The 19485-nt window shown below is 36.7% G+C and carries 24 protein-coding genes and 1 pseudogene; 18 read left to right on the top strand and 7 right to left on the bottom strand.

All coding sequences use genetic code 11. The features are described 5' to 3' along the window. Positions 1-156: 156 nt before the first annotated feature. From R4Z09_RS18145 to R4Z09_RS18115, 7 genes and pseudogenes are all read left to right on the top strand, one after another. Positions 157-843 carry a response regulator transcription factor gene (locus R4Z09_RS18145; protein WP_338448153.1) on the top strand — a complete coding sequence of 229 codons (687 nt, stop codon included), beginning with the start codon at positions 157-159 and terminating at the stop codon, positions 841-843. Further along, positions 818-2905, top strand: coding sequence for a histidine kinase dimerization/phospho-acceptor domain-containing protein (locus tag R4Z09_RS18140; protein ID WP_338448152.1), 2088 nt, complete (start codon positions 818-820; stop codon positions 2903-2905). Before R4Z09_RS18145 ends, R4Z09_RS18140 begins: the two co-directional genes overlap by 26 nt. A gap of 293 nt (positions 2906-3198) precedes the next feature. After that, a complete protein-coding gene (locus R4Z09_RS18135; protein ID WP_338453300.1) occupies positions 3199-3906 on the top strand; it encodes a DNA alkylation repair protein in 708 nt (235 codons plus the stop codon). 181 nt (positions 3907-4087) lie between these two features. Continuing rightward, positions 4088-5092 carry a peptidoglycan recognition protein family protein gene (locus R4Z09_RS18130; protein ID WP_338448151.1) on the top strand — a complete coding sequence of 335 codons (1005 nt, stop codon included), beginning with the start codon at positions 4088-4090 and terminating at the stop codon, positions 5090-5092. Positions 5093-5267: 175 nt separating this feature from the next. Continuing rightward, entirely contained in the window at positions 5268-5651 is a 384-nt protein-coding gene (locus tag R4Z09_RS18125) for a hypothetical protein (RefSeq protein ID WP_338448150.1), read from the top strand. Further along, positions 5638-6273: an O-methyltransferase gene (locus R4Z09_RS18120; RefSeq protein ID WP_338448149.1), complete on the top strand. Its 636-nt coding sequence runs from the start codon at positions 5638-5640 to the stop codon at positions 6271-6273. The genes R4Z09_RS18125 and R4Z09_RS18120 overlap by 14 nt, the downstream gene beginning before the upstream one ends. Positions 6274-6300: 27 nt before the next feature. Further along, positions 6301-6656 (top strand): annotated as a pseudogene (locus R4Z09_RS18115) (DNA topoisomerase IV subunit B); the annotation flags it as partial. A 56-nt stretch (positions 6657-6712) separates the two neighbouring features. Here R4Z09_RS18115 and R4Z09_RS18110 read toward each other — a convergent pair. Beyond that, positions 6713-7153, bottom strand: coding sequence for a MarR family winged helix-turn-helix transcriptional regulator (locus R4Z09_RS18110; RefSeq protein ID WP_338448148.1), 441 nt, complete (start codon positions 7151-7153; stop codon positions 6713-6715). A gap of 78 nt (positions 7154-7231) precedes the next feature. Continuing rightward, positions 7232-7516, bottom strand: a complete 285-nt coding sequence (locus R4Z09_RS18105; RefSeq protein ID WP_338448147.1) for a hypothetical protein — start codon at positions 7514-7516, stop codon at positions 7232-7234. A 140-nt stretch (positions 7517-7656) separates the two neighbouring features. Here R4Z09_RS18105 and R4Z09_RS18100 point away from each other — a divergent pair, with 140 nt between their 5' ends. Then, positions 7657-8151, top strand: a complete 495-nt coding sequence (locus R4Z09_RS18100; RefSeq protein WP_338448146.1) for a CarD family transcriptional regulator — start codon at positions 7657-7659, stop codon at positions 8149-8151. A gap of 247 nt (positions 8152-8398) precedes the next feature. Then, positions 8399-9574, top strand: a complete 1176-nt coding sequence (locus tag R4Z09_RS18095) for a DUF4317 domain-containing protein (RefSeq protein WP_338448145.1) — start codon at positions 8399-8401, stop codon at positions 9572-9574. Positions 9575-9705: 131 nt separating this feature from the next. Here R4Z09_RS18095 and R4Z09_RS18090 read toward each other — a convergent pair whose 3' ends face one another. Then, complete coding sequence (locus tag R4Z09_RS18090; RefSeq protein WP_338448144.1) at positions 9706-9936, bottom strand: ABC transporter; 231 nt, start codon at positions 9934-9936, stop codon at positions 9706-9708. Between the two features lie 184 nt (positions 9937-10120). On the opposite strand from R4Z09_RS18090, the gene R4Z09_RS18085 reads away from it, so the two are divergent. After that, the gene (locus tag R4Z09_RS18085; RefSeq protein WP_338448143.1) at positions 10121-10768 is read left to right on the top strand and encodes a cyclase family protein; all 648 of its coding nucleotides are present in this window, start codon (positions 10121-10123) and stop codon (positions 10766-10768) included. Between the two features lie 66 nt (positions 10769-10834). Here the strand turns inward: R4Z09_RS18085 and R4Z09_RS18080 are convergent, their stop codons facing one another. Continuing rightward, complete coding sequence (locus R4Z09_RS18080; RefSeq protein WP_338448142.1) at positions 10835-11005, bottom strand: hypothetical protein; 171 nt, start codon at positions 11003-11005, stop codon at positions 10835-10837. An 88-nt stretch (positions 11006-11093) separates the two neighbouring features. Here R4Z09_RS18080 and R4Z09_RS18075 point away from each other — a divergent pair, with 88 nt between their 5' ends. From R4Z09_RS18075 to wrbA, 4 genes are all read left to right on the top strand, one after another. Continuing rightward, positions 11094-12056, top strand: a complete 963-nt coding sequence (locus R4Z09_RS18075; protein ID WP_338448141.1) for a LacI family DNA-binding transcriptional regulator — start codon at positions 11094-11096, stop codon at positions 12054-12056. A 135-nt stretch (positions 12057-12191) separates the two neighbouring features. Then, on the top strand, positions 12192-12620 hold the full coding sequence (locus R4Z09_RS18070; protein ID WP_338448140.1) for a MarR family transcriptional regulator: 429 nt from the start codon (positions 12192-12194) through the stop codon (positions 12618-12620). A 63-nt stretch (positions 12621-12683) separates the two neighbouring features. Then, the gene (locus tag R4Z09_RS18065; protein ID WP_338448139.1) at positions 12684-13082 is read left to right on the top strand and encodes a DoxX family protein; all 399 of its coding nucleotides are present in this window, start codon (positions 12684-12686) and stop codon (positions 13080-13082) included. Between the two features lie 204 nt (positions 13083-13286). Continuing rightward, entirely contained in the window at positions 13287-13898 is a 612-nt protein-coding gene (gene wrbA / locus R4Z09_RS18060) for an NAD(P)H:quinone oxidoreductase (protein WP_338448138.1), read from the top strand. Between the two features lie 67 nt (positions 13899-13965). Here wrbA and R4Z09_RS18055 read toward each other — a convergent pair whose 3' ends face one another. Beyond that, positions 13966-14316, bottom strand: a complete 351-nt coding sequence (locus R4Z09_RS18055) for a hypothetical protein (protein WP_338448137.1) — start codon at positions 14314-14316, stop codon at positions 13966-13968. Between the two features lie 143 nt (positions 14317-14459). Here R4Z09_RS18055 and R4Z09_RS18050 point away from each other — a divergent pair, with 143 nt between their 5' ends. Next, complete coding sequence (locus tag R4Z09_RS18050) at positions 14460-14867, top strand: hypothetical protein (RefSeq protein ID WP_338448136.1); 408 nt, start codon at positions 14460-14462, stop codon at positions 14865-14867. Positions 14868-15023: 156 nt separating this feature from the next. On the opposite strand, the gene R4Z09_RS18045 is transcribed toward R4Z09_RS18050, so the two are convergent. Next, positions 15024-15515: a hypothetical protein gene (locus R4Z09_RS18045; RefSeq protein ID WP_338448135.1), complete on the bottom strand. Its 492-nt coding sequence runs from the start codon at positions 15513-15515 to the stop codon at positions 15024-15026. A gap of 326 nt (positions 15516-15841) precedes the next feature. Between R4Z09_RS18045 and R4Z09_RS18040 the strand changes: the two genes are divergently transcribed. Next, complete coding sequence (locus tag R4Z09_RS18040) at positions 15842-16240, top strand: hypothetical protein (protein WP_422392306.1); 399 nt, start codon at positions 15842-15844, stop codon at positions 16238-16240. Positions 16241-16415: 175 nt separating this feature from the next. Here the strand turns inward: R4Z09_RS18040 and R4Z09_RS18035 are convergent, their stop codons facing one another. Beyond that, the gene (locus R4Z09_RS18035) at positions 16416-17246 is read right to left on the bottom strand and encodes an AraC family transcriptional regulator (RefSeq protein ID WP_338448133.1); all 831 of its coding nucleotides are present in this window, start codon (positions 17244-17246) and stop codon (positions 16416-16418) included. A 177-nt stretch (positions 17247-17423) separates the two neighbouring features. Between R4Z09_RS18035 and R4Z09_RS18030 the strand changes: the two genes are divergently transcribed. Both R4Z09_RS18030 and R4Z09_RS18025 read left to right on the top strand, forming a co-directional pair. Continuing rightward, a complete protein-coding gene (locus R4Z09_RS18030) occupies positions 17424-18569 on the top strand; it encodes a Gfo/Idh/MocA family oxidoreductase (protein WP_338448132.1) in 1146 nt (381 codons plus the stop codon). Next, on the top strand, positions 18566-19459 hold the full coding sequence (locus tag R4Z09_RS18025; RefSeq protein ID WP_338448131.1) for a sugar phosphate isomerase/epimerase: 894 nt from the start codon (positions 18566-18568) through the stop codon (positions 19457-19459). Before R4Z09_RS18030 ends, R4Z09_RS18025 begins: the two co-directional genes overlap by 4 nt. Positions 19460-19485: the final 26 nt, after the last annotated feature.

Below are 19485 nucleotides of genomic sequence, written 5' to 3'. Positions count from 1 at the left end.
CATACTGGATCAACGGACCTGTCCCTCCGACCCAATCGTAAGAAAATCTTAAGATTTATATGAGGGGTTTGTTAAGATTTGCTTGATATGATTCTCTTAGATGATAATACAGAGGTGATAGATAATGTACGATTATATATATAGAGGTGGTTTTTCATGAACATTTTGGTTTGTGATGATGATAAAGCAATTGTGGATGCGATTGGAATTTACTTGGAAAATGAAGGCTTTCAAGTGCTTAAGGCCTTTAACGGAGAAGAAGCTTTGCAGCTGATCGATGATACTGAGATTCATTTGGTCATTATGGATATTATGATGCCTAAGATGGATGGAATCGCAGCTACAAGGAAGATTAGGGAAGATCATAAGATTCCGCTGATAATGCTTTCGGCCAAATCAGAGGACTACGACAAAATATTGGGTTTAAATATTGGAGCGGATGATTATATAACGAAGCCCTTTAATCCGTTAGAGCTGATTGCAAGGGTGAAATCACAGCTGAGAAGATATACCACATTAGGAGGTCTTGAGAGCAAAAACAATGTTTATCACTCAGGCGGTCTCTTGATTGACGATGATAGCAAAACTATTAACGTCGATGGGGATGAAGTCCATCTTACCCCGGTACAATATAAAATTTTGAAGCTATTGACGGCTCATGCGGGAAGAGTGTTCTCGATTGAGGAGATTTATGAAAAGGTATGGAATGAAACGGCCTATAGTCCGGAAAATACCGTAGCTGTTCATATTAGAAAAATTCGTGAGAAAATTGAAATTAATCCGAAAGAGCCAAGATATCTTAAGGTGGTGTGGGGAGTTGGATACAAAGTTGAAAAAATATAGCCATTCACTAGTAACAAAAATACTAGTTTTTATCATGGTGATCCTCTGTTTTACAGGTGCCATAAAAGCGTTTGTTGATGTAGTTATCATTAGGGATAGTAATTTCAGTATCGTTTTTGAAAAAGATTACTTTCATAGCCTTTCATTTGTGCAGGAAAGTGAAGGTCTTATTAGCGACCTGACCACTTTATTAACAGAATACAAGAGCGAAGAAAATATCGTAAATAGCGGAACGATCAGTGAAGAGGAACTAAGACTAGCAGAAGAAAATCTTTTTTACGATTTTCAAGCGAATTCTCTCCAATACAATCCGGACGCAAGTGAAGCGAAAAATCATGAAATGTTTCAAGAAGAATACGCTGAAAAGATTGGCCAACAAAAAGAACAATTAATTAAGGATGATTTAAAGGTTTATCATCAATTACTGCAACGCATAGAAGAATACAAGGACCCTTTATTTTATGTAAGTGATGGTGTTACTACTTATACAAACAGTGCAAAAGGCGAAAAAGAATACTTCAAGACGTATCCGTCCTATATGCTGTTTGAGAATTATAAAAGAGAGTTATATCCTAAAGAAATAGAAGAGAATCAACATTTGTTCAGCAGAATATCTTATATGGATGAATTGGATCCGGAAAGCCATGTTATGTATATCGCTTTTACGGAGAAGTTTTTACAAGAAAATATAACTGAGTGGAAGGATAATAAAGCGGCTGCTGTAAAAAGCGTATATCGTTTAATCGGATTTTCCATTGGTTTCATTCTATCGTTTGTCTATTTGATCCTAGTAATCGGACGGAAATCGTTTAAGGATGAAGAAGTGCAGTTACATCCTTTAGACAAGTTATATAATGACATCAATATTGCACTATGCTTAGGACTTATCACACTGTGGGTTGTTTTAATGGAGGCTGTTACAATTGGAAATATCAGTAGATGGGTTCTTCCCATAACAGTCCCGATTGCTTCAGTAGGATTGATGTTAGTTCTATCATTGGTTCGGCATATAAAAAATCGAACCTTCATGAAGCATTCATTCATCTATATTCTGCTCTATAAGTTCGCTTCATTTATTAGGGATGTGTATGCGAGCGGCAGTGTCGGTTTAAAAACGGTCTTACTTGTTATTGGATATCCGATTCTGATCGCTTTAACTTTTTTCATCTTCCCGGTAACCATTGGGTTTGCAGCTTGGTTTGCCCTAAAGAAAATTAAATCATTTCAAGCGATCCAGGAAGGGGTAGAGAAAATAAAGAATGGAGATATTCACCATAGCATTGAGGTAAGTGGAAAAGGAGAGTTTAGCAGACTTGCAGCGAATATTAATAGCATCACAGATGGGTTGAATAAGGCCGTTGATAATGAACTGAAAAGTGAGCGGTTAAAAACGGAGCTGATCACGAATGTCTCACATGATATAAGAACACCATTGACCTCGATCATTACTTATGTGGATCTATTGAAACATGAGAATGACCCATCAAAGATAGCAGAATATATTGAGGTGCTTGAGCAGAAGTCAAAGCGTCTGAAAGTGATGACAGATGATTTATTTGAAGCAGCTAAAGCTTCAAGCGGCAATATTCCTGTGCATTTGGAGAAAATTGATATCGTATCACTAATGAATCAGGGCCTAGGTGAAGTCAGCGACAAAATCGAAGAAGCCGAATTAACCTTTAAGATGAACCATCCACAGGAGAAAGTCTATTTGTCTGCAGATGGAAGATTACTCTGGAGGTCGATTGAAAATGTGCTGTCCAATATATTCAAATACGCACTAAAAGGCTCAAGAGTGTATATCGATATCGAAAAAAAAGGGAATGAAATTTTGCTAACCTTTAAAAATATTTCAGCCTATGAGTTAAACATCTCAGAGGAAGAATTAATGGAGCGTTTTACACGAGGTGATGAATCCAGGTTAAGTGAAGGCAGCGGTTTAGGACTATCGATTACTAAAAGCCTGATTGAAATTCAAAAGGGGAGATTTCTCATACAAGTGGACGGTGATTTATTTAAAGCCGTGATCTATATGCCGAAATACAAAGGAAGTCATCAGTAGTGAAATGGTAAAAGTTCAGAAAGAACAGGATATCGAAGTGATGTCCTGTTCCTTTTGTGTAGAATCAACTATGTTCCGATGCTTGATTCAATAATGCGATGGCTTCCGGCTAGATTACCTGCACTTCGTTTAGAGTATGGATTTCTGTCGATACAAGGCTATTATTAATGAAAGGACTTTTTCAGTGAACATCGAATTAATGTAAGGTATTGAGTGATATGATGAGGATATCTTTTTATCGATTGCTGTAAGTAATTAAGAAGGTAAGAGAAGGTGAAGAGAAGGTGAAGAGTATGACGTATGAGGAAATCATGCAAAAGCTTGAAGAATTAGGCTCCGAGCAGACAAAGCGAACTTTTTCGAATCATGGCGTAAAGGAGCCTTGTTTTGGCGTAAAAGTTGGAGATTTAAAAAAACTGGTGAAGTATGTGAAAAAGGATCACGAGTTGGCCTTGAGATTATATGATTCAGGCAATTCTGATGCCATGTATTTGGCTGGTCTTTCAATCAATCCGAAGCAAATGAAAAAGGAGACCATACAGGAGTGGGCTAGAAAAGCATACTGGTATATGCTCGCGGAATACACAGTTGCCGGAGTGGCAGCTGAAAGTGAATATGCTCTTGAATTAGCAAAAGAATGGATGAAATCGGAGGAAGAAATGATTGCAGTTTGCGGCTGGAGTACCTATGCAAACTATTTATCCATTACCCCGGATGAACTACTTGATATTGCTGAAATTAGATCTTTATTGAACCAAATCAAAGAGACGATTCATGAAGAACGGAATCGGGTACGGTATGTAATGAATGGTTTTGTCATTTCGGTCGGCAGCTTTGTAAAAGAGTTGACAGAAGAAGCGAAACAAGTCGCAGATTTCATAGGAAAAGTGTACGTAGACGTCGGCAATACAGCATGTAAGGTTCCTCTTGCAACGGATTATATTAAGAAAGTAGAACTCAAGGACCGAATTGGAAAAAAGAAGAAGACTTGTATTTGTTAAATAAGGATGATCTATTGCGAAGAGTTAAGCTGTTCGCTTTTTTTTGTATAGAGAAAAGTCTCTAGTACTAAGATAAAAGTAGAACAACTGGACCAACGCTTAATGAACCAGAATAATTTCATTTTTATTTACAGATTATTATAAGGTATTGTTTTAAAGTCATCATGAGAGGACAGTGAAGATGAAAAAATATGTTGTGCTTGTTTTAAGTTTAATCTTTTCTATTATGCTGGGTGTGGCCCCTGCGTCTGCAGCGAATAATCTAAGGAATTTATACGATGTAAAGTCAGGAGATACCTTATGGAAAGTTGCCAATTCCTATCAGACCACAGTAAAGGACCTGAAACGAATTAATGGATTACAATCAGATCTTCTCTTAGTCGGCCAGAAATTAAGGGTACCTATTATGTACAAGGTAGTCCCCGGGGACACGTTGTGGAAGCTTTCTCAAACATTTAATTCCACGGTCCAGTTAATAAAGACAGCAAATGGACTTACGTCTGATATCATTTATGTAGGGCAGCAACTAAGGATTCCTCCATATCCGTTGAACATGCAAGGTCAGTTTATTCTAATGACAAGGGAAGAGTTTAAGGATTGGATATTAAACCATGAGTTCACCCGAAAAGTAGGAAAAGTTCAGATTCATCATACGTACCAGCCGTCATATCAGCAATTTAACGGGTCCAATCATTTTACTTTATTAAGCGGAATGAAGGATTATCATGTAAATGGAATGGGTTGGAGTGATATCAGCCAGCAATTGACGACATTTCCAGATGGAACAGTGGCGGTAGGCAGACCATTTAATACACCTCCAGAAGGTTCATTTGGGTTACTTAATAAAACGGTGATGCATGCGATCGAGGCGGATGCATTAGCAATTGAAAATTTAGGAAACTTTGATGATGAACAAATGACCCCTGAGCAAAGGGAAACGATTATTACAGTCACTGCCTTGCTTATGATAAAATATGGCTTAACTCCAACCATTGACAGCATCACATACCATCATTGGTGGGATATTAATTCAGGCGAAAGAGTGTTGGATAACGGTGAAGGTCATGCAATTAAAACATGTCCTGGTACTGGCTTTTTTGGCGGTAATTCTACTGCTGATGCCAAAAGCCATTTTTATCCATTAGTGTCTCAAAAAATGCAAGAAATATTGGCATCTATGAAATAATAGTATTGTCTTTATAAAAGCATTCCAAAGAACTCGTGTTAAACGATTTTGGGATGCTTTTTTATGCAATAAATGTCTGATGATTTAGAATAATAATTGACTTAGTGTATACAAATGTATACACTATAATTATTAAATATTGTATACGAATTATACAAAGATAGGAGTTGAAATGATGAAAAACAATGATTTTGGGGGACATCGTGAATCAAGACACCGTTCAGGTAATATAGGAAAAGAACATTCTCACCACCGCGGGGCAAAAACCTTTCGGCGCGGAAGAGCGATTGCCTTTTTAGAGAGATTAAAGGTAAAACGTGCAACCATTATGGAGCAGTTAGACAAGCCTGAATTTCAGTCAATCCAGCAAGTGCTGGTAGGCGAATTAAAAGCCATTGATATGATGATGAACGAATTTAGTCAGCTATTTGAAATAGAAGAAAGTGAAGTAATGGAAACGCCGAATAAGAAAAAGGAAGATCCTGACGAAACTGCTTCAAAAGATAGAGATTGCTTGGTCATTGATGAAAAGGGGACGAAAAGAGATGAAACAAATTAATACTTATATTGATTCGCTATTTACTAAACAAGATGATTTATTAAAGGAAGTCCTTGAGTCTATAAAAGAAAACGGAATGCGAAACATCTCTGTATCACCTTCAACAGGAAAGCTTTTGACTATGCTTGTATCTATTTCTGGAGCTAAAAAGGTTTTGGAAATTGGAGCACTCGGCGGTTATAGCGGCATTTGTCTTGCAAGAGGATTCGGTAGCGAGGGAACATTAACATCCCTTGAATTAGAGGAAAACTACGCTAAACTGGCCAATACGAATCTATCAAAAGGCGGTTTTAGTGATCAAGTAACGTATCTAACAGGGCCAGCTATACAAAGCCTTGAAAAACTAGTTGCTGAAGAGAAGAGATTCGACTTTTTCTTTATTGATGCTGATAAAGGAAACTATGAAAATTACCTAGAATATTGTATTCAATTGGCTGAATCCGGTGCATTAATCGCCATTGATAATGTATTGGCTGGCGGGACCGTCGCAGACCCTGATGCCCAACCGAAACGTCATACAGAATTTATGAAGCAGTTTAATCAAACGGTGGCTAATCATCCTCAATTAGAGTCTGTACTTGTTCCAATTGGTGACGGGCTGACTCTTTCAAGAGTGAAATAACCACTGTTCGAAAAAATTATATAAAACATGCGTACAGCCATAGAACATGGATATATTTATATCGCCCAGCCCCCGCTTTATAAAGTAAAGCAAGGAAAAGAGATTCATTATGCCTATAATGAACATCAGTTGAAGAAGTCTTGTCGTCACTGCCAAGTTTGACAAAGCCAAATATGCAACGCTATAAGGGACTTGGCGAAATGAATCCAAAGCAGTTATGGGACACAACGATGAATCCTGAAACTCGAACGCTGCTGCAGGTAGTCATAGAGGACGCTATTTTAGCGAATGAAACGGTTGAAATGCTGATGGGGGATCAGGTAGAACCACGACGCAGATTTATAGAAGAGAACGCCTTATATGTTAAAAATCTGGATGTATAGTTTCTGAAACAGAAGAGGAGGGTGTTCCATAACGAATACCCTCGTTTTATATATTTCTATTTTTCGTTTGATAATCCCCAGTCTAATTTTAATATCTCTGTTAAGAGGAACAATTTTTCTTTCCCAATCTTCTCTTCGATTTTTTTCTCCAACGTAGCTTTTAAGGCTTTATTTTTTTCATAGCATTCTTCTCCTAATGGAGTTAAACGTAAGCATTTTTCCTTTTTATTATTTTCAACGTTTTGAATCTCAACTAATCCTTTTGACTCAAGACTTTTTATAAACTTATGAGTGGCCTGTCGTGAAATGTCTACATGTTTTGATACATAAGCGATGGTAGGCTGTTTTTTATAGATTCTAGCCATAATAAACCATTCTGAGTTTGAAATATAAATTTCACTGCTGTCATTCCATAATTTTTCCGTTATGCTCCGCAGCAGATAATGGCGTTCACTTAATATATCAAATAAATCTAAATGCTGAAATTCAGAACTCAACAAACTCATTCCTTTCTAACTTAAGGCAACTATACAAAATCCTGAATGTAATTTCAACCAGATTGACAATTGTATGTATTATTCTAGCAAGATAAAATCCTTGCTGTAAAAGTACCCAAAATGGTTTTCATCAAAGTCAATTCGGTAGCAATGTTCTCCCGATTTACTTTCATTTTCTTCGCTGATGATACCCGTCTTATTTTCAAAGTCCTTTATATAGAAATAATCCTCTGGTTCCATTTTTTCTTTCATTTCACTGTCTATCTTTTTTATCGTTACTTTTTCTCCTATTTCGATTTTTATCGTCGATAGGGAATCGTACTCCTGTGGCTGATTTTTTTGTTCTTCTTTGAATGTTATCATAATTTCATCTCCTGGTTTTCAACACTTTTAACTATACAAAACACATGGTTAATTGTCAATTGAGTTGACAATTAGTGAAAAATACCCCATAATTAATATTGTAAACTTAGTTGATAATATTATAAAATAGGAGAAATGCTATGTTTGATATAGGAGATGTGATTGTCTATTCAGAGCACGGGTTATGTCAAATTGATGAGATTTGTGATAAAACGTTTGCCGGGATAACAAGAACGTATTATGTATTGCATCCTTTAGCGGAATTGACATTGAAAATTAGTACACCAGTAGATAATGATAAAGTCATTATGATGAAGCCGATGGAACGCGATGCTGCAGAAGAAATTCTAGATTCTTTTACACAGCCGGGGATTGATTGGATTGAGGAAGCTAAACAGCGCAGCATGAAATATAATAGTCTTGTTAAAACTGGAAATCGTAAGGAAATTGCCCGAATCGCCAATACTTTGATGCGAAAAGACCATGAACTGAGGTTGAACAACAAGAGAATATATGATCAAGATCGTAAACTCTTGCACACGATTCAAAATATATTGTATAAAGAATTAGCCTTAGCTTTGTGCACCCCCTTTGAGGAAATTGTTGACAGGGTCAACAAGCTGATTATGAAATAATTTTACTTAAGGAATACTTTTCTAGATAATAAACGATTTCTACTATTAATCGTGAATAGAAAAAGTGAGAAACCATTTGTGGAGGTGAGACTTTGCGAATGGTTTTATTTTTGTAAAACCTTTCAAATTTTCTAAATCCTATACAACCTACGATCTCTCATCCAATTCTTATAAGAACTGAAAATATCAAGTATTACTATTTTCTTGTCTGAACAGTATAATCAAGGAATGGGAGTTGATAGTACATATGAATAAAAAAGACATTGCAAATATCCGGAAGGAATTTAAACTAGATAATTACAAGCTACAAATTCGAGAAATTTTTAATGTCTATGTAAAGAGTGAATCAGGAGAGATTTACCATTATGTCAGCCAGCCGTTTGAAATGCTGGAGCAGGAAATCCAGGAATTGTTTTTGGCAAACTTTAAAAAAGTTTTGACAGGTCAGTTGGATTCTAAATTGTTTGAGCTGAAATTCAAGCGGGATGTGGAGGACAGTACGCAGGCCATTCTTTTTGAAGGATTACATGCGGACACAACCGATGATTGGACCCAATCTATGCTTGAAATTGTCATGAAAATGTTTACACATACCATATATGAATTTGATACAGTGGTGACGTTTATCCGTGCAGAATATCGCAAGCCAACGCGAAAACGGGATATGGACTCAGAGGAAGGCGGGGATGATGAGGTTTACACGAGCCAATTTATCCTTTGCAGTTTAAATAAAATTGATCAGCCGAAAAGAACACTCTTGTTTGATTATATTGAAAAAGAATTCAAACCAAATCACACCGTTGATCCGATCATTAATATTGCCTCACCATTATCAGGCTTTTTATTCCCTGCCTTTACAGATAATTCAGCGGATGTGAATCATCTTCTCTATTCTGCAGGAAAAGCCAATCAGCCAGATTTTGGTTTTATTGATGAAGTGCTAAATTGTGAGGAATTCATCACGGCTGCGGAAGAGAAAGACTGCTTCGAGCTTATCTTGAAAAATGTGATTGGGGACGAAGTGGATACGAAAGTCATTTCCAATGTCTATGAAGAGATCGATAAGATGCTGCAGGAGAAAGAAGAAGATGAGAAGGAAGAACAGGATGAACCTGAGGCCCCTATGCTGGATCATCAGGATATCGAACGCATATTAACGGTCAGCGGTGTTGAGGATGTCAGTGCCGCCAAAGTCGAACATGCTTTTAAAGCGGTTGTAGATGATGAAACACATGAATTCAAAGCAAGCAGCTTGGTTCCGAAAACAATTAAAATTGAAACGAAGGTAGCTAATGTATCGATCAGCCCAAAAGATCTGAAATATATCAAATATATTACGTTTGAGGGTAAACGCTGTCTCCTGCTGGAGGTAGATGAGGATGTCGTTGTCGAAGGATTTAAATTAGAATCTGGGACACTCTAAAGGTTCCCCGTGTTTTATTATATGATGACATTTCGGTTGGTTCTCTGGTTACAGGGGCCAACCTTTTTATATTAAAAAAACAGCCTCTATTAAAGAGACTGTTAGGATGAGTCCTTGCAATGACTACATGTTTAGTCGCGGCAATGGTGCCATGCTCTCTTGAAAACGTATAGTCCGAATACTAGAAAGCAAATGAAACCGCATAGCGCAACTAGAACATTAATAATGGTTAGGAGTATTCCGGTTAGTCCCAGTAAACCTAAGAAGCCACTAATGGTTCCTGATACTGCAAGGAATAACCAAATTGCACCTGTTAAAAAGCCAAGGAAAATTCCAAAAGTGCTGGAGGAAGATAAGCTCATATTATTCACCTCCTAAAAGTGCTAGTTCATTATTAAAGTATGCTGCTGGAATAAAACTTGTTTATCAATATTACTAAAATGGGCATATTCTTATAATAACTATTAGATTTATATATTTTGGTTCTTCTTAAACTCTTGTAAAATGGTATTCATCCTATATTTGGTTTGAAAGAGAGGTTTTTACATGAAGGTTATTGATTTAACGCATACCATTTCAGAAGATATGCCAGTTTATCCTGGCACCGATCTCCCAAAATTAGAGGTGGCAAATACATACGAGGAAAGCGGCTTTAAGGAAACGCTGCTAACCATTTTTTCTCATACTGGTACCCATATGGATGCCCCATCGCATATATTTGAATATCGTACAACGCTAGATGCCTTTCCAGTCGAGCAATTCATAGGAAAAGGACTGGTCATTGATTGTAGTGATCTAGGGGAAGGGCAAAGAATTACAATGAAACAGATTGAAGCTGTTAAGGAAAAAGCCAATCAGGCGGAATTTCTCTTATTTTATACCGGTTGGGACAAACATTGGGGGACGGATTCTTATTTCGGAGATTATCCAGCTATTACAGAAGAGGTTGCTGATTATTTAATCCTTACGAAGAAAAAGGGTGTTGGGTTAGATGTAATTGGAATTGACCCTATATCTGATGGAAATCTGACGATTCACCATAAGCTTTTTGCTGAAACCGAAATTGTTGTAATCGAAAATCTGACGAGATTAGGGGAAATCGGAAACGAGCTCTTCACTTTCTATGCTATGCCACTCAAATATGAAAACGCAGATGGAGCGCCGATTCGGGCCGTCGCTGTATTAAATGAATAGTGTTTTGGCGCACGATTAGCTTGATAGCTATCAGTGCGCCGTTATATTGTTCTATCACGGTCATGATCATTGGTCTTCATAAACATCAAAAAACCTGCTGTAATAATCCATCACATTTTTATTAGCCTTCTTTTGGACAGGATGGTTTTTTTCATATTGAGAAATAGGATATGATGATAATATCAAGATAGAAGCACACAAGAAAACAAGACACAAAATTCCAGTTAATATAAACATTTAGCATACCTCCTTTGTTTTTACATCTAAAGCATAAAGGATGAAACGCATTTCAGAGCAAGAAAAAGTTTTTAAAAAAGGTGAGTTCATGGCAAATATAAAAGATATTGCGAAAATGGCAGGAGTGTCTGTCACAACCGTTTCTCGAGTATTGAATAACCATCCATATGTAAGTGAAGAAAAAAGAGAAGCTGTAAGAAGTGCGATGGTGGAATGTAATTATCAGCCGAATCTGAATGCTGTTCATTTGAGTAAGGGGGAAACGCTTCTAATAGGTGTGGTGACTCCTTTTATAAACCATCCTTATTTTGGCCAGTTATTGGAAGGGATTGCGAATGAGGCCGTTAAAAATAACTATAAACTGGTTTTGTTTCAAACCAATTATGAGGAAGAGAGAGAAGTCGAAGCATTACAGATGCTGCAGTTCAAACAGATTGACGCTCTAATCATCTGCTCGAGAATCTGCGGCATGGATATTATTGAGGAATTTGTAGCATATGGACCGATTGTTCTTTGTGAAGATGCGAGGGGGAAAAATGTTTCATCGATCTTTATTGATCAATATCAAACTTTCTCTAAAGCGTTAATGTATTTACATAATAAAGGACATCAAAGAATTGGATACAGTATCTTCAGAAAGTCGGGTACAAATAGTAAACTAAGGGAAAAAGCCTACAAGGAATTTTTACGGGAAATGAATGAACCATTCAATCCTGAGTATATTTTCTATGATTGTTTAAAGTTTGAGGATGGGGTTCATGTCGTGGAGCGGCTATTGAAAATGAGCAGCCCGCCGACAGCGTTAGTGGTAACAAGTGATATTGTTGCTGCTGGAATTTTGACTTTTTGTAAGGAAAAAGAAATACAGATACCAGAGGATCTTGCCATTATGGGATTTGACAACCAGCCGATTGCTAAAATTATGCATATCACCACACTAGAAATCCCTTTAGTGGAAATAGGTAGAAAACTATTTTTACAGGCAATTGATAATTCTGAACCTTCACATGAAGAGGTTTTTGTAAAACTTATTGAACGAGAAACAGTATAGTGACTGCGTAACTAAAAAGGCGTATGTTTGCGCCTTTTTAAAACAAAAAGTTGACATAGTAAAATTTACGTTATACAATTATCTCGAATTAAAGATAAATTGGTTCGAGGTAATTTTAGGGGGTGACAAATTCATATGGAGAGAAAATGCTCAAACTTGCCCTTTCTTGTTCTTTTGCAAACCTCTAAAGCAATTCAAGAGCGCATGAGGCTGGAATTGACAAAAAATAATCTCAGTATCACTGAGTTTTCTGTGCTAGAAGTACTTTATCACAAAGGAAGGCAGACGATTAACGAAATAGGGAACAAGGTGCTCATATCAAGTGGTTCAATGACTTATGTGATCGACAAGTTAGAAAAAAAAGGCTTGTTGAAACGAGTTGCCTGTCCGAACGACCGCAGGGCTATTCATGTCACATTAACAGATGCCGGAAATGAGACGTTAGAAAAGGTCATGCCTGAACATGAGGAGCTAGTTGAATCTATTTTTGCTTCGTTAACAAATAATGAAAAAGAACTGATTGTTGAACTGCTGCAAAAGGTAAAGAAAAAAGTAGAAAGTTAATTTTTTATTAACCTAATATCTCGAATTCGAGATAAATACACAAAACTTTAGGAGGAAATCTTCATGATAAACATTGGATTATTACTTATTCGTTTGGTTATTGGATTAATATTTATTGGTCATGGAGCGCAAAAGTTATTTGGCTGGTTTGGCGGCTATGGATTAAAGGGTACAGGAGGGTGGTTCGAATCCATCGGTTTAAAACCGGGAGTAAGATTGGCTCTTTTAGCCGGCTTGGCTGAATTGATTGGCGGTATCTTGTTTGCAGTAGGATTATTAACTCCATTAGCTGGTATTATTATTGCTGGGACAATGGTTATGGCGATTGTAAAAGTGCATGGAGCGAATGGTTTATGGTCTACATCAAATGGATATGAATATAATTTAACAGTACTAGCTGTAACGATTGGTATCGCGTTAATCGGTCCTGGCCAATATGCATTAGATGCATTTTTATTATAAAGTATCTCGAATTAAAGAATATTTATTTTAAAGTAAAAATAAGATAAATTATCCCTTCAAACATTTGAAGGTAAAAATAGTTAACTTTTGTTATACAAGGGGATAATGAATATGTACCACAGAGGATTGACACAATAGGTGGTGGATAAAATAGGTTTTTTATCCAATTTATTTGGAAAATCAACCATAAAGGAGACAGAAAAAATGGCAAATGTAAAATTAGCAGTGATCTTTTACAGTATGGGTGGAACAAACTATCAGCTGGCAAAATGGGCAGAAGAAGGAGCAAAAGAAGCCGGTGCTGAGGTTAAAGTATTAAAAGTAGAAGAGCTGGCTCCAGCCTCCATTATTGAAAGAAATGAAGTATGGAAAAAAACGGTTGAAGCAACAAAAGATGTTCCTGTTGCAACAGGGGACGATATTGAATGGGCAGATGCCATCATCTTCAGTGTTCCAACTCGATTTGGCAACATGCCATCACAAATGAAGCAATTCCTTGATATCCAAGGCGGACTGTGGGCACAAGGTAAGACAGTAAACAAAGTAGTTAGTGCAATGACATCTGCACAGAACCCGCACGGCGGTCAGGAAGCAACCATATTATCACTATACACTTCCATGATGCACTGGGGTGCGATTATTGTACCTCCTGGTTATACAGACCCAGTTCTATTTGGGGCGGGAGGAAATCCATACGGAACAAGCGTATCAGTAGACCAAAATGGAAAAATGGTTGAGGACGTTCAAGCTGCAGTCAAGCACCAGGCAAAACGCACAGTAACAGTAGCTGAATGGGTGAAAAAAGGAAATCAATGATTAAAAAATGCTGATCGAATTTATTCGATTAGCATTTTTTATTTATCAGATGTACATGGGGGAGGTACTATGACAAATTTAACCATAAGGAAAGGATGTTTATGGTAAGAAATAAAGTGAGTGAGATGTTCAGCTTGATTCGTTTCTTACTTGGGGTAATGACGTCGGTATTTTCGTTGTTTTCGGGATATGTATCTTCTTCCTTTTTAATCGTTTGATTCAGGCTTCTCCAGCTTCGTAAAAGAGCGATGATAACAACCCCGTTGAACCCGGATAGAATCATCTCAATGATACGCCCAGCTTCCTGGAAACCTAATACATCAACTATTATTTTGATAGCGGTCAGAACAAAACATCCTATACTAAAAAGGATTAAAAAGAAAATTTGTATATCCTGATTATCCATTCGTTTAAACATGCTGCTTACTCCTTTGATATCTGTATCAAAAAATCTGTCTTTTTCTTTTATCCTTAAATAAGGTAACATATGTATAAATTTAAAGCGAATTAAAATCGATTCTAAATCTTATTCAAATTTGATTGAATGGAAAGGAGAATCTAATGGATACCAATTATAACGATGAAAGGGATATAAAAATCCTCTGCCGGCAGGATTGTGGAAACGCACCGAAAAAAATCATTCTAAAGGATTTTGTTATCGCTTCTGTAAAAAAAGAAATAAGCTTCATAGCAGAGACAATTTCAGACAATATTCAATGGAATATTATTGGTTACAACAAGTTCCAAGGAAAAGAATCTGTAATAGAAATGCTGCAACAAATGTCCAGCAGGAGAATGTTGGAAGTCGAAATCAAAACAATTATTACACATGGTAACACAGGTGCGGTGGACGGTAAAGCAACTTATGAAAATAATGAAAAATATGCCTTCTGTCATATTTTTCTGTTCACGAGTGCAGGGAAAAACGGAAAGATAAACGAGATTACCTCATATGTAATTAAATCTTAATACTATACCGATGAATCAAATTGGTACATTTACAAAATTGCGATGAATGGCGGTATTTATGGGTATATAGAAATGCAAAAACTCGCCGAAATGGACGAGTCTTTTGTGTTTTATCGATCAATTAAAATATTAAACTTGAATTTTCAATAATTATCCCTAACACAAAACGATAATCCTATAGGGTGTGGTTTGGGCGGGGATACTTTTAGTGGCAGGTCCGTATATAACAATTAGATTTCGGTTCACAGGGGTTTTTGAAAAGAGTTGGCCATTTGTTAGTACTACTTGGGTATAGGGAGAAATATTTAATTGTAATTGTCCATCACTACTCACAAAATTACTATTAAAATAATCTACTTTAACATTCTGATAGGGGCTATCTTTTACCATCACAAGTGCTTGATATTGCGGCGGGTAAATTAGAATGGCAGGTGCATCTCCGTCATAATATCCAGTCACACGGTCTCCTACTGTTATCAATACATGGTCTACAAAGTAAGTAGCAGGTGACACCACGAAATTCACTATTGCTCCCAATCCATTTTCTACTGATATTAATTTATTACAGCCTTCTCCTATACCAGGTTGACCTGTGTGAAAATCATTAATCATCGTAACAGTCCCGTGAAAAGAATAAAAATTTGTCATATAAACCTCCATTTCTTTAAGAAAGATAATACATATACTTGGAATACCATATGTGGGTCAATACCTATATGACTGTGTGACTGCCTATGAGCGCCAAGAAAACGTTCAGTATAGTTTGGCTAATGGGAATCAGTAATGAAAATTGTGAAGGTAATGTAAAACAAGAAAGGACCTTTGAAGGTTTTATGGAGTCCACTAAAAAATAACTTCTTCATTAGGTAAAAACACATTTCCAGTAAACAAGCTGAGCGGATCATAACAAAAGAATATGATGGTGTGAGATTAAGAGTAAAGGAGTTCATATTATGTATCATAGGCATATACCTCTGTATAATAACCATCCATATAGTCATCCAGCTTATGTAGATTCGGATCCCTTCCAAGAGGGGAATTATTACTATGCGGCACCTGATGAAAGACAATTTGGCGGAATGCCTCCGTCCGCACCACCGGGTCAAGGTTCAGCTGGTGGACCGCCAACTTCACCACCGCCATCCTTTGTCCCAACACAGACACAAGAAGTAGGGGCATATGCAGTTGACCCCGGCGGTATTGCTAGGTGTTTATTCAGATACACATATGTATGGCTTCGGGGATTTGAACAATTTTGGTTTTATCCAACATTTGTCGGGCGAAACTCAGTATCAGGATATCGTTGGACTGGATATAGATGGGTTTATTATGGAATAGACTTACGTCAAATCCAATCGTTTACTTGTTACTAATAAGTAAGGGGATTTCAAGAAAAGTAAATAGCATACAAAAAAGTCATCGTCATTCGTACGGTGATTTTTTTGTATGCTATTTACTTTAAGCACCTGATGCTTAAAGTACAATTCTGTATATCGATCGTACTTTATTAATATCTCGCTATTTTTAAAGCTAAATTTTAAAAAATTGCTAAAATTGTAGTTCTCTAAATTTTTTGGGTGATACATTTGTATGCTGTTTAAAAATTTTTATAAAATGGGGAACGCTGTTAAACCCACTGGCATATGAGATTTCTTGAACGGATAAATTTGTATTGTGTAAAAGTTTTTTTGCATTGTTAATACGATAGCTGATTAAGTATTGATAAGGTGAACAGTTCATGTGTTTTTTAAAGACTCTTGAAAAATGGAAGGGACTTAAATTCGCACAATCAGCTAGATCAGTTAAGGTTATTTGATCCTGATAATGACTTTCGAGATATTTAATAGCGCTTCTAATTGAACTAATATGGGTTTCTTCTGCATGATTGGAAAGCTGCTTTAATTCAAATAGAATTTTATGGATCATGATCGATATATCATCTTCATCTAAATTGTCTTTTTCAGCCATATCTAAAATACTAGACATGCAATCGGTAATTACAAAATTATTATAAATGGAATATACGCATCCGCTGTTATTAAAAAGATATTCAAAATAATCTTCGCTGGCATTTCCTGAAAAGTGGAACCAATCAAATATCGTATCTTCTTCAGCCTGATAGAGATGTGGTTTATAACAGTTCAGGAAGACAAATGAGTTTTCGGCAGCGATATATTCTTTATAATCATATTGAATCTTCATACTCCCTTTCCTTACATACATAAACAGATAGCTATCCCAATTATCCCGCTTTACGATGTATTCTTTCGTGCAATAAAAGGAACCTGAGTAAATTAAGTGAAAAAGTGCTTTTTTAGCAAATTCACTAGGCATATGAAAAAACATCTTTGAATGTGGTAATACTCCTTTTTCAATCATACAGACATCCTTCCTTTTTTGTTCCTGACAAAAGATTTTAATATAATAATAGTTTCATTTTATTAATAGCAAGAATATTATGTTTTTTGCCAATAATCAGTAATGACATTGTATTTATAGTTTAATACAATAAACCCATAGCAGCAATAATCATTAATTAATAAAGGAGTAATGATGATGGAAATTAGAGTTGGACTTGTTGGCGCAGGATGGATGGGTAAGGCACATACAAATGCATTTAATAATGCTTTAATGACTTTTGGTCCCGAAGCAGGGAAGCCTGTTTTTGAAGTAGTATCTGATGTTAGTGAAGCAGCAGCAAAAAATGCAAGTGAGCAGCTTGGGTTTTCTAGATGGACAACTGATTGGAAGGAAGTTGTCCAAGATGAAAGAGTTGACATTGTTGATATCGCAACACCGAATGCATTCCATTACGAAGTAGCTAAAGCTGCGTTGGAAAATGGAAAACATGTATATTGTGAGAAACCACTTACACTATCTGCGGAACAATCATTAGAACTTGCCGAACTTGCTAAACAAAAAGGTGTGGTTAATTATGTAGGCTACAATAATGTCATGAATCCAGCTAACGCATATATAAAAGACCTTGTTCAATCAGGGAAGCTCGGAGAAATTATCGGATTTTTTGGAACATATGCTCAGGATAGCTTGCTTGATCCAAGTCTGCCGATTACATGGAGACATATTAATAAATTCTCAGGTTCAGGGGCACTAGGGGATCTTGGTTCACATCTATTAAGTGTTTCACAGTTTATTTTAGGTAATATTGAAAGCGTTAACGCATTGTCTAAAACGGTCATTAAACAGAGACCAGTATCACCTGGATCAACAGAACTTGCAGATGTAGAAAATGATGATTTGATCGTGATCCTAGCTAACTATGAAAATGGTGCCACAGGTACCATTTCATCAAGCCGAATTGCTGCAGGCAGAAAAAATTATTTAACCTATGAAATCCAAGGAACAGAAGGTATGGTTCATTATTCCTTAGAACGAATGAATGAAGTAAATGTATATTTTACTTCTGATAATAGTGCCGACAGAGGCTTCCGAACTGTATTTTTAGGCCCGGATCATAAGGGATATAGTGCATTTTATCCAGCGGCTGGAATAGCCATCGGTTATAACGATATGAAAGTAATTGAAGCGCATGAATTGCTTTCAGCTGTTACAAATAACACTTCATACACTTGTGATTTTGAGTTTGGTGCTCAGATTGATCAAACGGTGGATGCGATTTTGGAATCTGTTGCTAAACAAAATTGGGTTCAAGTAAAAAACAAAGGAGGCGTCACTGTATGAAGATAAAAATCGGAACAGCGCCAGATTCATGGGGAGTATGGTTTCCTCAAAATGAAAAACAAATTCCATGGGAACGCTGCATGGATGAAATGGCACAATCAGGTTACGAAGGAATTGAACTTGGCCCTTGGGGTTACCTTCCTAATGATTACGAACAATTAAAAGAAGAGCTTGCTAAAAGAAACTTAAAGCTAACTGCTACGACACTTGTCGGTGATCTTACATCTGATGAAAAAACATCAGAATTGATTGCTCTTCTCGATGCTATGGCAGGGCTCCAACTGCGATTTCCAACTGCAAAATATGTGGTGTTAATTGATGACTGCTATACAGATCTGTTCACCGGTGAACTTATTCGACCAAAAGTATTAAATGATGCTGAATGGGACAAGTTCATTAAGAATATCAATCGAATCAAAAACCACGCAAAAGCGAAATATGGTCTTCAGGTGGTCTTTCATCCACATGCACAAAGTCATGTTGAGACGGAAGAAGAGATTGAGAGATTATTACGTGACACAGATATCGATCTATGTTTGGATACAGGTCATCATGCCTATGCAGATGGAGACCCGGTAGCATTTATGCACAAACATCATGCCCGTATTCCTTATCTCCATATTAAAAGCTGTGACTTAAAGGTAAGAGAAAAAATGCAAAAAGAAGGATGGTCATTTGCTAAGGCGGTTAGTGAAGACGTGATGTGTGAACCTGAACTAGGGGTTGTCGATATGGAAGCGTTTTTTGAAGTCTTGCAGGACATTCAATATAATGGCTGGGCCATTGTTGAACAGGATATGTATCCTGCGCCGTTTGATAAGCCATACCCAATTGCTAAAAGAACAAAAGAGTATTTAGATAAAATAAGTAAGAAAGTAAACGTACGTTAAATTTATTGAATATTCCAAAAAAATGA

The organism is Niallia oryzisoli (assembly GCF_036670025.1).
Taxonomy (GTDB): Bacteria; Bacillota; Bacilli; order Bacillales; family Cytobacillaceae; genus Bacillus_BD; species Bacillus_BD oryzisoli.
Note: the sequence above shows the minus strand (reverse complement) of the source record. Positions and strands in the feature narration are given on the sequence as shown.